The sequence below is a fragment of the Cutibacterium avidum ATCC 25577 genome, assembly GCF_000227295.1.
GTDB lineage: Bacteria > Actinomycetota > Actinomycetes > Propionibacteriales > Propionibacteriaceae > Cutibacterium > Cutibacterium avidum.
The window spans coordinates 825,504-837,852 of the sequence record NZ_JH165054.1 but is presented as its reverse complement, the minus strand read 5'-3'; the positions used below and the strand labels follow the sequence as shown (position 1 = coordinate 837,852).

At 65.2% G+C, this 12,349-nt stretch carries 11 protein-coding genes, 1 tRNA gene and 1 riboswitch; of the genes, 4 read left to right on the top strand and 8 right to left on the bottom strand.

Features of this window, described 5'->3' with window-relative positions; translation table 11 throughout:
* Window positions 1-23 precede the first annotated feature (23 nt).
* On the top strand, window positions 24-1,037 hold the full coding sequence (locus tag HMPREF9153_RS03745; RefSeq protein ID WP_004809576.1) for a LacI family DNA-binding transcriptional regulator: 1,014 nt from the start codon (window positions 24-26) through the stop codon (window positions 1,035-1,037).
* Here HMPREF9153_RS03745 and HMPREF9153_RS12400 read toward each other — a convergent pair.
* The 5 genes from HMPREF9153_RS12400 to HMPREF9153_RS03720 form a co-directional block, all read right to left on the bottom strand.
* A complete protein-coding gene (locus HMPREF9153_RS12400; RefSeq protein ID WP_174266632.1) occupies window positions 980-1,423 on the bottom strand; it encodes a hypothetical protein in 444 nt (147 codons plus the stop codon). The genes HMPREF9153_RS03745 and HMPREF9153_RS12400 overlap by 58 nt on opposite strands.
* Before the next feature lie 280 nt (window positions 1,424-1,703).
* Window positions 1,704-2,186, bottom strand: coding sequence for a DUF4928 family protein (locus tag HMPREF9153_RS03735; RefSeq protein ID WP_004809573.1), 483 nt, complete (start codon window positions 2,184-2,186; stop codon window positions 1,704-1,706).
* 12 nt (window positions 2,187-2,198) lie between these two features.
* Window positions 2,199-3,442 (bottom strand): IS3 family transposase gene (locus tag HMPREF9153_RS03730; RefSeq protein ID WP_138237727.1). Its coding sequence is split into 2 segments (ribosomal slippage): window positions 2,199-3,118 and window positions 3,118-3,442, totalling 1,245 coding nucleotides; the frame shifts between segments, so codons are not numbered across the junction.
* 60 nt (window positions 3,443-3,502) lie between these two features.
* The gene (locus tag HMPREF9153_RS13020; protein WP_465249495.1) at window positions 3,503-3,601 is read right to left on the bottom strand and encodes a hypothetical protein; all 99 of its coding nucleotides are present in this window, start codon (window positions 3,599-3,601) and stop codon (window positions 3,503-3,505) included.
* Between the two features lie 159 nt (window positions 3,602-3,760).
* Window positions 3,761-3,843: transfer RNA gene (locus tag HMPREF9153_RS03720), tRNA-Leu, on the bottom strand.
* Window positions 3,844-3,974: 131 nt separating this feature from the next.
* On the opposite strand from HMPREF9153_RS03720, the gene HMPREF9153_RS03715 reads away from it, so the two are divergent.
* A complete protein-coding gene (locus tag HMPREF9153_RS03715; protein ID WP_004809566.1) occupies window positions 3,975-4,673 on the top strand; it encodes a hypothetical protein in 699 nt (232 codons plus the stop codon).
* 4 nt (window positions 4,674-4,677) lie between these two features.
* On the opposite strand, the gene HMPREF9153_RS03710 is transcribed toward HMPREF9153_RS03715, so the two are convergent.
* Together HMPREF9153_RS03710 and HMPREF9153_RS03705 are read right to left on the bottom strand one after the other, a co-directional pair.
* The gene (locus HMPREF9153_RS03710) at window positions 4,678-5,742 is read right to left on the bottom strand and encodes a cutinase family protein (protein WP_036902085.1); all 1,065 of its coding nucleotides are present in this window, start codon (window positions 5,740-5,742) and stop codon (window positions 4,678-4,680) included.
* Window positions 5,743-5,968: 226 nt separating this feature from the next.
* Window positions 5,969-6,430: a YbhB/YbcL family Raf kinase inhibitor-like protein gene (locus HMPREF9153_RS03705; protein ID WP_004809562.1), complete on the bottom strand. Its 462-nt coding sequence runs from the start codon at window positions 6,428-6,430 to the stop codon at window positions 5,969-5,971.
* A 174-nt stretch (window positions 6,431-6,604) separates the two neighbouring features.
* Window positions 6,605-6,815, top strand: a riboswitch (cobalamin riboswitch).
* 75 nt (window positions 6,816-6,890) lie between these two features.
* Between HMPREF9153_RS03705 and HMPREF9153_RS03700 the strand changes: the two genes are divergently transcribed.
* Both HMPREF9153_RS03700 and nrdG read left to right on the top strand, forming a co-directional pair.
* Window positions 6,891-9,245: an anaerobic ribonucleoside triphosphate reductase gene (locus HMPREF9153_RS03700; RefSeq protein ID WP_004809560.1), complete on the top strand. Its 2,355-nt coding sequence runs from the start codon at window positions 6,891-6,893 to the stop codon at window positions 9,243-9,245.
* A gap of 13 nt (window positions 9,246-9,258) precedes the next feature.
* Window positions 9,259-9,771 (top strand): anaerobic ribonucleoside-triphosphate reductase activating protein, encoded by a 513-nt coding sequence (gene nrdG / locus HMPREF9153_RS03695; protein WP_004809558.1) that lies wholly within the window; start codon window positions 9,259-9,261, stop codon window positions 9,769-9,771.
* Here the strand turns inward: nrdG and HMPREF9153_RS03690 are convergent.
* Window positions 9,755-12,346: a DEAD/DEAH box helicase gene (locus tag HMPREF9153_RS03690; protein ID WP_036979585.1), complete on the bottom strand. Its 2,592-nt coding sequence runs from the start codon at window positions 12,344-12,346 to the stop codon at window positions 9,755-9,757. The genes nrdG and HMPREF9153_RS03690 overlap by 17 nt on opposite strands.
* Window positions 12,347-12,349 lie beyond the last annotated feature (3 nt).

The following is a 12,349-nucleotide window of genomic DNA, read 5'->3' as shown; positions in this document are numbered from 1 at the left end:
ACTCTCACCCAGTCAGGAGCCTGATGTCCGAGACGAGTCGCCCCCCCGGCATGATGGATGTCGCCCGTCTCGCCGGGGTGTCCCACCAGACCGTGTCGAGAGTTCTCAACAATGCCGATTCGGTGCGCCCCGCCACCCGGGAGAAGGTGCGTCGCGCCATCGACGAGCTCGGGTACCGACGCAACCTGTCGGCGAGGGCCCTGGTCACCAACCGGACGCGGGTGATCGGCGTCGTGGTGGCCAGAGGGGGCTACTACGGGCCGGGGAGCACCTCCTCGGCGATCCAGACCGCGGCCAGAGGACGCGGCTACGCCACCATCGTGGCATCGCTGCGGGACGGCAGCCCGGGCGAGCTCGCCGCGGTGGTGGGCATGCTCACCGACCACGGCGTCGAGGGGATCACGGCCATCGCGCCCCAACTGGGATTCGTGGAAGGGCTGCGCAAGGTGGCGCGCAGCGTCCCGATCGTCGTCGTGGCCGACGGCTTCGAGGTGAGCCAGGGAATGCACGCGGTCTCGGTCGATCAGCGCCACGGCGCCCGGCTGGCGACCCAGCACCTCATCGGGCTGGGGCACCGCCAGATCGCCCACATCAGCGGTCCCGATGACTGGTTCGACGCCAGGGAGCGGGTCATCGGGTGGCGCGAGGCCCTGGAGGACGCCGGTCTGGAGGTGCCCGAGGTGATGGTCGGCGACTGGAGCGCCGAGTCGGGCTATGCCATGGGGGGCAGGCTGCTGGACGAGGGCCTCCCCGATGCGGTCTTCTGCTCCAACGACACGATGGCCCTGGGGCTGCTGGCCTGCCTCGCGGACCTGGGCATCCGGGTCCCCGATGACATCTCCCTGGTGGGTTACGACGACGCCAACGGTGCGGCCTTCTTCCAGCCGCCGCTGACGACGATCCGGCAGCCCTTCGAGGAGCTCGGCGCCCGCTGCGTCGAGGTGCTCCTCGAGGCGATCGAGGGCCACGAACCCGAGCCTCAGCGGATCCGGCCCTCCCTGCGGGTGCGCCGCTCCTGCCGGCGACACCAGAACTGACCGACGGCCCAGCCCCAGAGCACCGAAAAGCCGCTCCCACAAGGATGTTTCACCTTGTGGAAGCGGCTTTCTCTGCGGTGTCCGAGAGAGGACTTGAACCTCTGGCAGACAGCGCCGTGACAAGGTGAAACGCTCGCAACAGACCTTGGCATGCCCAGTACGTGCCCATTCACGCCCTGTTCCTGGTTCTCGATGCCCTGTCGGGTCTCACCCCGGCTGTGGAGCGCCTCGTGCGCGACGATACCGCGCACCTCGCCGATCCCATCGCACAGATCCAGCGCATCGAGCTCGGCCTCGTCGAGAGGCTCGCGCCGGTGCTCGGCCCAGGCCAGCTCGAGGCCGGCGTTGAGGATCGTGGACAGTGGGTCAAGCGGCGGGGTGCTCACGAAGGCCTCCTCGACAGCGGGACGATGCCCCATCGTGACAGTTGGGCACCCGGGATGTCCAGAGTCGACGATCCGTATTCGACTTGCGCTGGGTTGATTGAGACACTCGAGTCATGACCCACAGCCGCGATTGATAGCCATACGACAGATTACGGCACTGTCGACGTCACGCGGAACGACGCAGCGAAGAGGGGAGAACAACGCCAATTGGTTGATCCGGATTAACTCATCAAGTCTAATTGACTGTCATCGCAACGACAGTCCATTCCAGTATTGTGGCTCAGTGGTCATCCAAAAGCGTCTTAACCCACTCCGGCTCGTCTATTCGTAGCGATTGGTCAACTTCGATCTCGGTGATTCGGACATTATAGGTGCGTATCAGAAGAGCCACTCCACGACGAATGTGATTACCTTCGTACTGAGAGATCTCCTCGATATTGGTCCCGACCCAGTCTTCGACGGCCGCGACTTGAACCTGATCGCCAATTTCACCAACCTCAGCGAGTTGGCGAGCCGCCGCGACGCGGTCGGATGAAGTAACGATAACTGGTCGGTACCCGTCCCGGATGTTCTCTCGGCATCGATCAATGAGCTTTTGCATTGGAGATACAGTGACGTGGAACGCGGTCGTCCCTATCTGGAAGTCGCCTTGGCGGTCCGTTTGCTGATCGGCAGCGTTAGCCCTGTCCATTCCGACCTCAAGGTCGGGGAAGCGAAGTTGAAGCTTGGCCCCGACAGGGCCTTCGCCCCGGATCGTGGACACGGTGTTGGTTGATTATGCTGCGGTTGGCAGCGTGGCGGCCCGGTGGGCCTCGTAGGTGGACGGGGACTGGTGGCCGCACCAGGAGTGGCGTCGGCGGGTGTTGTAGCGGGTGGCCCACCGGAACACAGCCCGCCGGCAGCTGGTGGCGTCGGTGAACGTGGCGGCGCCAGCGAGGAGTTCGCGTTTCAGGGTGGCGTTGAATGACTTGGCCAGGGCGTTGTCGGCGCTGGTGCCGACGGCACCCATGGATTGGGTGACGCCGAGTTGGCCGCAGAGTTTGGCGTAGTCAGCCGAGGTGTAGACCGACCCGTGATCGCTGTGGAACACCGCCCCGGCCAGGCTGCCCCGGTCACGGCGGGCAGCCTTGAGTGCGTCTTCGACGAGTTCGGTGCGCATGTGGTCGGCGATCGCCCAGCCGGCGAGTTTGCGGGAGAAACAGTCGATCACGGTGGCCAGGTACAGATTGCGGCCCTCAGGCAGCGGCAGGTAGGTGATGTCGCCGACGTAGATGGTGTTGGGCCGCTCTGCGGTGAAGTCCCGCCTGAGCAGGTCGGGGTACTTCTGGTCGGCTGGCTCGGGCAGCGTGGTCCGGACCCGGCGGCGGAGCCGGATCCCGGCCAGCCCGTGGTGGCGCATCACCCGGGCGACCCGCTTGTGGTTGACCCGGTCCTCGGCCGGCACGCCGTCGTTGAGTTCAGCGGTCACCCTGGGTGCCCCGTAGGCGGGGTCACCACCGGTCTTCGGGTCCTGGACGGTCCGGATCCGTTCGGCGAGCTCGGCATCGGCCACGACCCGTTCGGCCCGGGCCGGTGCGGCGGCGCACCAGGCGTAGAACGATGACCGGGAGACCTCCACAGCCTGACACAACCGCTTCACCTCGAAGGCGTGCTGGTGGTCGGCGACGAACTGGAAGCGGTTCACCAGTTCGTCTCCCCAGCGAAATACTTGGCCGCTTTCCGCAGGATGTCCCGCTCGGTCTCGACCTTGACCTTGTCGGCCCGTAGCCGGGCGTTCTCCGCCTCCAACCGGGCGATCCTCACCGCCGCGGACTCGGTACCGGCCGACTTCGCGTCGCTGGAGGAGTGTTCTGGTGGCGCAGCCGTCGAACCTGTCCCGAACGCCCTCACCCAGTCCGCCAACGTTCCCCGGGACACCCCCAGATCGGCGGCGATGCCCTTCAACGTGGCATCGGGAGTGGACTCGTACAAGTCGACGGCCTGCCGACGGAACTCATCGGAGTAGTTCTTCCTGGCCATAGTCCTGATCATCTCGCTTCCTCCAGCAACTGCTGGATTCCACGTGTCCAAGACCCGGGGTCAAGGCCCGTCAGGACCGATGTAACGGGCCTGCCAGTTCCCACTCGTCAACTTCCTCGTGCTGCCGAACGTCCTCCGGTGACTCTCCCTCTTGCCCATGCTCCGCCCCTCCTCGGTTGGTGCAGTCAGTCCGTGCCCACCACGTGCCCAATGAAACCCGTCTCGTGCCCATTCATGCCCCCCCTGTGCGGACTTCCTCGTAAATGACAAGTAGCCCGTGACCAGGTGTTGAACCTAGTCACGGGCTACTTCTCCGTGTGCGCGAGAGAGGAGTTGAACCTCCACGTCCCAAGGGACACTGGCACCTGAAGCCAGCGCGTCTGCCATTCCGCCACTCGCGCATCGGGTCCGTCTGGCGGACCCAACTCGGAGACGGTAGCACGGATTGGGAATCGAAGTGAAATCGAGACTGTCCCGCTGCGTCATGACGGGGCCGACAGGGCGTCACTTGCGTACCGAGTAGCCTTGCCCCGTGCTGTCCTTCCTCGCCGCGGCCTTCGCCTTGGGCATCGCCGGTTTCGACCCCCTGGGGTCCTTCGTGCTGTTGGCGGCCCTCGGTCTGGGCGTCAGACGTCGCGGCGTCGTCATGGTGTTGCTCACCTCGGTGGGAACCTCCGCCATCTTCGGGGTTGCCGGAGTGCTCGGTCTGGGAGCCTTGCTCACCCGGCTGGGAATTCATGGACTACATGTTCCGCACCTGGTCTGGGTGTGGGTGGTGGCGATCCTTGGCGTGGCCTTCCTGGGTTGGGCGGCATGGCGACTGCGTCCCGGGGTGGCGACGAAGGAACTGGACGAGGACACCTCAGCTGCACCGCGTTCGACGGCGCCCGGGGCTCTGGCCGTCAGCGGTCTCCTGGTGGGCCTGTCCTCGCTCATCGACCCGGCATTCTGGGCGATGCTCGTCCATGCCGCGCACCTTCCGCATGTCAGCTGGGCCGTCACCGAGTCCCTCATCTGGGTTGTCTGCAGTCACAGCCTGCTCATCGTCCTCGTCATCGCCTACCTCATCGGTGGGCCTGACCGCGTCACCCGAATGGTGACGAGCATCCGCGAGGACCACGCCGTCGCTGTTCATCGCGGTATCTCAGCGATGCTCGCTGCGTTTGGAGGCCTTCTGCTGGCCGACGTCATCGGCGTGCTGACTACTGGGCAGTGGTTCTTCGAGCTGTGAGGTCTCAGTGCCAGCGGTGATGACGCTGACGACGTCGTCCGGCTCGTCCCAGGAACCAGCCCAGTGCCAGACCGAGCACTCCAGCACCGACCGCAACGGCGATCTGCAACGGGCCCCATTCGCGAGTCGCGACCGTCACCGTCTGTCCATGAGGGATGGGAGCACCCTTGGCCTCGGCGGCTCCCACGGCATTCGCGCGCTGGGCGATGCGATTCAGGGAAGCCTCCAGGACGCTTCGGGTGTACCCCATGTGGACGGGACGGCCTTGGTTGAGCTCGTCCTGCCAGGTTGACTGCAAGGTGAGGATGCGCGTCAGGGCTGGCGCGGTGTCGCAGACCGGATCACCCTTCAAGCACACCGAATAGGTTTCTGGGTAGGCCTCGGGAGGAATCGCCGCCCCGGCCTTGACCATGTCAGCGTCCAGAGATTTCTGATCAAGGGATTCCTGACTCAGACTGAGGGTGGCCTTGATGATGGCCCGCATCTGGGTGTCACGGTTGGCCCCGGGGGCCGCATGGGCGCGCTCTCGCAAGTAGTAGAGGATGGCAGCCATTCCGATGGCTGACCGGTCGGCATCTCCACTGAGTTCCTGGACGTTCTGCCCTGGGTAGTGGTCTGGATTCCCGGCCAGGATGGCACCTGCCAGGCGCTGAGGGGTGTCGGTCTGGGCGAGGGCCTGGGTGATGGCCTGGGAACCTTGGGAGAATCCGGCGAGGATGACCCACTCCTTGGGGCACTGCTTCTTCTCGGCGTTGAGGAGGGCGGTGAGTTTCTTGGCTCCCAGAGCCGCAGAGTCGAAGTACTCCGTCGACGGCATGGTTGCGTCGAAGAGGAGACTGCTCATCGATGCCTGTTGCAGGGTGTGAGGGTCAGCCGCAGGGTAGTCCAGGTAGACCTGACGGACGGTTCCCTTGCCCTTCCACTTCTGGGCCACAGCGTCACGGATCGACGTGATGGTCTCGCCATAGGGAGGGGTTTCCCCGGAGCCGCGAACGCCGACGAACATCACGGAGGCACACTCCATCTGGGATGCCTGTTCTGAGGACACCGGGTCTGAGCCCCAGCCCATTCCTGCTCCGGGAGTGATGGGCGCGGCAGGTTTGGGGGAGTCCGCGGATTCGCTGGCATAGCTGGTGCTGGTGGTCGTCGGCGTGGGGGTTGCTGACTCAGCACTGGCGGAAAACGGCATCGATACCAGGCCGAGGGCGACGAGGAGGGTGAGCAATGTCTGCCGGAGCTTCACGACGCCAGTCAAGCAGGAACCGCCGACACGTGGTCGGCGGCTCTGATTATCGTCAGGACTGCTGGAAGGTTCCGGTGATCGACGCGGAGTCCAGCTCGCTGGTGTGTATGGCGAAGCGGACCTGGACGTTGGCGGCGTCGTCAGGAATGTCGAGATGCTCGCTCGGCATGGCATGGACGGTGTGGATGTAGCGGTGGGCCGGTCCGGGCGGCGGGCAGGCGCCGGAGTAGCCGTCCTCCTGGTAGTCGTTGGTCCACTCGCGCACGCCGGAGGGCAGCGGGCCGCCTTCGTCGAGGGAGGTGACGTCGGCCGGGATGTCGGCGAGGATCCAGTGCCAGAAGCCGGAACCAGTGGGGGCGTCGGGGTCGTAGATGGTGATCGCGTAGGACTTGGTGCCCTCTGGGCCGGGCGTCCAGCTCAGCTGCGGGCTGACGTTCTTGCCGCCCGCATCGGTGTGGGCGTAGGCCAGGGCGATCGGCTGGCCTTCCTTGATGGACGTGCTGGTGATCTCCATGGGTTGTGTCCTTTCCCTGGGCGTGTGTCCATGATGCCAGCCTGATGTGCGATCCGAAGGGCGTGGCAACTGGCTCTGATCGCGGGGGAGCGCGCCCGCCACGGCGAGACGAGGGGGCGGGTGTGCGGATGCTTCGAGACGCGTATACCCTTCATCTTGTGCTGGTTTCCATCACGGAACACCAGATGTAGGGGTTTCTCGACATCTGGCGGTGATGGGAGGAAAGAGGGAATCCGGTGGGAAACCGGAACTGCCCCGCAGCGGTGACAGGGAACGACGGCGACACACGCACTGGCCATCCGGCTGGGAAGCGTCGCTCGGTAGGAACCCGTCTGGCGACGGAAAGCCCTGAAGTCCGAAGACCTGCCAGTGCCCGGGTCAGCGACCCGGTACGACTACGGGCGCGCGGGACGACCCGGGGCGAACTTGCTCCACTCGTGCGCTGCTTCGAGGAGAGAGCATGTCGACCACCCTTCATCCGGTGTCCATCAGTCATCCGGTGTCCATCAGCCAGCAGCGAGCAGTACCAGCATCCATCCGCAAGAGGGACGGGCGGGTCATCGGATTCGACTCGACGAAGATCGTCGAGGCCGTCCGCAAGGCCTTCGTCGCCTGCGGCATCGACGCCCCCGAACTCCTGGCCTCCGAGGTCGCCCTCGAGGTGCTCTCCCGACTGAGCGAGATGGGTGAGGACACCCCTGATGTCGAGGCCATCCAGGACCTCGTCGAGAAGGCCCTCATGGATCAGGGACATGACGACGTCGCCAAGGCCTACATCCTCTACCGTCAGCGTCGCACCGTTGCTCGCGACCAGCAGTCCGCCCTCATGCGTACCTTGCGTGAGATCACCTTCGCCACCGCCGAGGAAGCCGACGCCAAACGGGAGAACGCCAACGTCGACGGCAACTCCGCGATGGGGTCGATGCTGCGCTACGGAACCGAGTCGGCCAAGCAGTTCAACCTGCTCGAGGTGCTCGACCCCTCCCATGCCGCCGCCCATCGTGACGGGGACATCCACATCCACGACCTCGACTTCCTCACCCTGACGACGACCTGCTGTCAGATCAACCTCACCGACCTCTTCGAGCACGGTTTTTCCACCGGCCACGGCGTCCTGCGATCCCCGCAGTCCATCGGTTCGTACGCCGCCCTGGCCTGCATCGCGATCCAGTCCAACCAGAATGACCAACACGGCGGCCAGGCGGTGCCGAACTTCGACCGGGACATGGCCCCGGGGGTCGCCAAGACCTTCAGCAAGGCTGCCCAAACCGGTTTGACGAGGATTTTCGAAGTTCTCGGTGGCGACGAGGACCGTCTTGACCAAGTGCGCCAGGTGGCGTCGGGATGGGTGCTGGAGCCGGACGCGGCCGCGCTGGTCCATGAGAAGGAGCAGGTGGCGGAACTGTTTGCCGGGCTCGTCGACGACACCGACCGGGTCGCCGACAGAATTCGTCGCCAGGCCGTCGAGGAGACACGTCTTCAGACCTACCAGGCGATGGAGGCCCTCATCGCCAACCTCAACACCATGAATTCGCGAGCCGGGGCGCAGACCCCGTTCTCGTCGATCAATTACGGCACCGACACCAGCCCGGAGGCGCGGATGGTGATGCATTGCCTGCTGGAGGCCACCGAAGCCGGTCTGGGCGGCGGGGAGACCGCGATCTTCCCGATCCAGATCTTCCGGGTGCAGAAGGGTGTCAATCTCGACGACGACGACCCCAACCACGACCTGTTCCGGCTGGCCTGTCGTGTGAGTGCCAAGCGCCTCTTCCCGAACTTCTCCTTCCAGGATGCCCCGTTCAACGCCGAGTACTACGTGCCCGGCCATCCCGAGACCGAGATCGCCTACATGGGCTGCCGCACCCGGGTGATGTCGAACGTCCATGACCCCTCGCAGGCCCAGACCTGGGGACGCGGGAACCTGTCCTTCACCTCGATCAACCTGCCGAGGCTGGCGATCGAGGCCAACCACGACGTCGATGTTTTCTTCACCTCCTTCGACCGGATGATCGACCTCGTCATCGACCAGTTGCTCGACCGGCTCAAGATCCAGTCCCACAAGCTGGTGCGAAACTTCCCCTTCCTCATGGGGCAGGGGGTCTGGATCGGTTCGGAGAACTTGGGGCCTGACGATGCCGTCGCCGAGGTGCTCGAGCACGGGACCCTGTCGGTGGGGTTCATCGGGCTGGCCGAGACCCTGACGGCCTTGGTCGGTGTCCACCACGGTGAGTCGGAGGAGGCCCAGCAACTCGGCCTGCGGATCGTCGGCCACCTGCGAGAGAGGATGGACGAGGCGGCCGAGCGCACCGGGTTGAACTTCTCGGCTCTGGCCACCCCAGCCGAGGGACTGTCGGGACGATTCGTGCGGATGGACCGTCAGCGTTACGGGTCGATCCCGGGAGTCACCGACCGGGAGTACTACACCAACAGCTTCCACGTGCCGGTCTGGTACCACATCGGTGCTGCGGACAAGATCCGCATTGAGGCTCCTTATCACGCCTTCACCAACGGCGGTCACATCTCGTACGTCGAACTGTCGGGCGATCCGGCACGCAACGTCGACGCCTTCGAGGCCCTCGTGCGGTACATGGCTGCCAGCGGCATCGGGTACGGGTCCATCAACCATCCGGTCGACCGGGATCCTCAGTGCGGCTACACCGGGATCATCGACGACGAGTGTCCCAAGTGCGGCCGTCACGAGGATTCCGGGTCCTTTGACCGGATTCGCCGCATCACCGGCTACCTCGTCGGTGGGCTGGACAGATTCAACGACGCCAAGCGGGCCGAGGTCCGCGACCGCGTCAAGCACGGATGAGACCGGAGCGAGGATGAGGGTTGCCGGGATCGAGCCGGAGTCGATCGTCGATGGTCCCGGCATCCGCTTTACGGTCTTCGCGCAGGGATGCCCGCTGAAGTGTCCCGGATGCCAGAACCCTGGTACCTGGGATCCCTGCGGTGGCCAGGAGATCGACGTCGAGGAGATCATCACCGAGATGAGATCGTCGGTGTTGGCGTCCGGATTGACGCTCTCGGGCGGTGAGGCGAGTCGTCAACCTGGAGATTGCGCGACGTTGTCCCGTGCTGCCCACGAAATGGGGTGGGACGTCTGGGCATGGTCCGGATTCACCATGGATGCCCTGCTGCGTCAGGCCCGTCACAACCCAGAGCTGGCCGAGATGCTGGACCAGGTGGACGTCCTGGTCGACGGACCTTTCCAGCTGGCACGACGCACCCTCACCCTGCCATGGCGGGGAAGCGGAAACCAGCGGATCATCGACGTCTCTGCGACCCTGCGCGAGGGGCGAGTGGTGGAGTGGGAATCCGTCAGTCCAGCCGGCTGAAGGCCCTTGTCCGAAGTACCAGGTCCTCGGCCTCGTCACACTCGTCGAGGTCGACGGTCGCGGTGATCGACCAGTCGTGGTTGCCGGCAGGGTCGTCGATGATCTGACGAACCAACCAGATCCGGGCGTCGCGGCGTCCCGACTCCTTCTCGATCATGAACAGACCGGGGGCGCGGGCGTCCGGGCCGTCGTTGATCTCGTCGTGCTCGTCCCAGTAGTCGCCCAGGGTGTCCTCCCAGGCATTGGTCGTCATGGCAGAACTGTCGGGCTCGAGGGCTCCCAGGGCCTCGAAGTCGTCGTCTGCGGCCAGGATCACCTTGCGGAACAAGGCATTGCGCACCATGACGGTGAAGGCCCGCTGGTTGGAGGTGAAGGTCCGTACCGGACGGACCTCTTCGGATTCCTCATCGACGGGATGGGTGAGTTCCTCCCACTCGTCGATGAGGGAGGAGTCGGTGGAGCGGACGACCTCGCCCAGCCAGGAGATGACGTCGGCAAGTTCCTCGGTCCGCTCGGACTCGGGGACTGTCTGACGCAGCGCACGGTAGGCGTCGGTCAGATAGCGCAGCACCAGACCCTCGCTGCGTTGCACCTTGTAATGGGCGCAGAACTCGCCGAAGGTCATGGCGCGTTCGTACATGTCGCGCACGACCGACTTGGGCTGCAGGGCGTCGGAGGGAATCCACGGGTGGCTTGGGGCGAAGATCTCGAACAAGGCGTCGAGGGTCTCCTCGAGCGGGCGTGGCCACTCGATCTCCTCGACGGCGGCCATCCGATCCTCGTAGTCGTAGCCGTCCTCCTTCATGCGTGCGATGGCCTCGCCACGCGCGGCATGCTGCTGGGCTATGAGGACGCTCATCGGATTGTCGAGGGTGGCCTCGATGACGCTGACGACGTCGAGGGCGTGAGTAGGGGACTCCGGGTCGAGGGTCGCGACGGCCTCGCTGGCGAAAGCCGACAGCGGCTGGTTGAGGGCGAAGTCATCCTGCAGGGCCTCGTTCATCGCGAATTTGCGGCCACCGGGGGTGGGCTCGTCGAGACGGTGGACGACCTCGGAGCGCAGCAGGGACAGCCCGATCTGCACGGCGCGACGGTAGAGGCGACGCCGCTCGGCGACGGCCGGGGTGGAGGAGTCGACGAGGTGCTGGACCGCCCGAGCGGTGTCCTCGTCACGCTGCAGCAGGTTGAGCAGCATCGCCTCGGTGATCCTCATCCGGGCGTGGAGGGTCTCCGGGGTGGACTCGATGAGTTTGGTGAAGGTTTCCTCGGAGTAGTTGACGAACCCCTCCGGTGGCTTGTGACGCTGCACCTTGCGACGCTTCTTGGGGTCGTCTCCGGCCTTGGCAAGAGCCTTCTCGTTGGCGATGACGTGCTCGGGTGCTTGGGCGACGACGTAGCCGACGGTGTCGAATCCGGCCCGACCCGCGCGACCGGCGATCTGGTGGAACTCACGGGACTTCAGGACTCGGGTGCGTCGACCGTCGAACTTCGTCAGGGAGGTGAACATGACGGTGCGGATCGGCACGTTGATGCCGACCCCGAGGGTGTCGGTGCCACAAATGACCTTGAGCTTGCCCTGTTGGGCGAGGGTTTCGACGAGGCGTCGGTACTTCGGAAGCATCCCGGCGTGGTGGACCCCGATGCCCGAGGTGATGAACTTGCGCACCGTCGAGCCGAATCCCTTGGAGAAGCGGAAGTCGGCGATCTCGGCGGCGATGCCGTGACGCTCCTCGGTGCTCACCAACTTCATCGACGTCATGGACTGGGCGCGTTCCAGAGCCTGCTTCTGGGACGGATGGACGATGTAGACCGGGGCCTTCTGCTCCTCGACGAGCTCCTCGATGGCCTCGTGGTCGGGTTTCATTGACCAGGAGTACTGCAGCGGGACGGGGCGGACGACTCCGGTGATGACGCTGGTGGGGCGTCCGGTGATGGTGGTGAGGCCCTCGGACAGGTCGGTGACGTCACCGAGGGTTGCGCTCATGACGATCTGCTGGGCCTGCGGGAGTTCGGACAGCGGCACCTGCCAGGCCCAGCCCCGGTCGGGGTCGCCGATGAAGTGGAACTCGTCCATGACAACCTGGTCGACGTTGGCATGGCGACCCTCGCGCAGGGCGATGTTGGCAAGGATCTCGGCGGTGCAGCAGATGATGGGGGCATCGGAGTTGACGGAGGCGTCGCCGGTGACCATGCCGACATTGGTGGCTCCGAAGATCTCGCAGAGGCTGAAGAACTTCTCGCTGACGAGGGCTTTGATGGGGGCGGTGTAGTAGGAGCGTCCTCCCGCAGCCACGCAGGCGAAGTGGGCTGCGGTGGCGATGAGGGATTTCCCGGACCCGGTCGGGGTAGTGACGATGACGTGGTTGCCCGACAGGATCTCGAGGATCGCCTCCTCCTGGTGCTCGTACATGGAGATGCCGTCCCGGGCGACGGCTCGCTCGATGTGGTCCAAGGCCATGTCGGCGTCGAGAGGACGGGCACCGGGGGAGTCCCAGCCCGGTTGGCGCTCCCCGCGGTCGGTGGTGACCGGGGCACGACCGTCGACCATGTCGTCAAGGGCTTCGGCCAGGTGCACGGT

Excerpts from the sequence above, each read along its gene's own strand:
- HMPREF9153_RS03745 (WP_004809576.1), top strand. The coding sequence starts at position 24 with ATGTCCGAGACGAGTCGCCCCCCCGGCATGATGGATGTCGCCCGTCTC.
- HMPREF9153_RS13020 (WP_465249495.1), bottom strand. The coding sequence starts at position 3,601 with ATGGGCAAGAGGGAGAGTCACCGGAGGACGTTCGGCAGCACGAGGAAG.
- HMPREF9153_RS03710 (WP_036902085.1), bottom strand. The coding sequence starts at position 5,742 with ATGGGCTGGGGCTCAGACCCGGTGTCCTCAGAACAGGCATCCCAGATG.
- HMPREF9153_RS03705 (WP_004809562.1), bottom strand. The coding sequence starts at position 6,430 with ATGGAGATCACCAGCACGTCCATCAAGGAAGGCCAGCCGATCGCCCTG.
- HMPREF9153_RS03700 (WP_004809560.1), top strand. The coding sequence starts at position 6,891 with ATGTCGACCACCCTTCATCCGGTGTCCATCAGTCATCCGGTGTCCATC.
- nrdG (WP_004809558.1), top strand. The coding sequence starts at position 9,259 with ATGAGGGTTGCCGGGATCGAGCCGGAGTCGATCGTCGATGGTCCCGGC.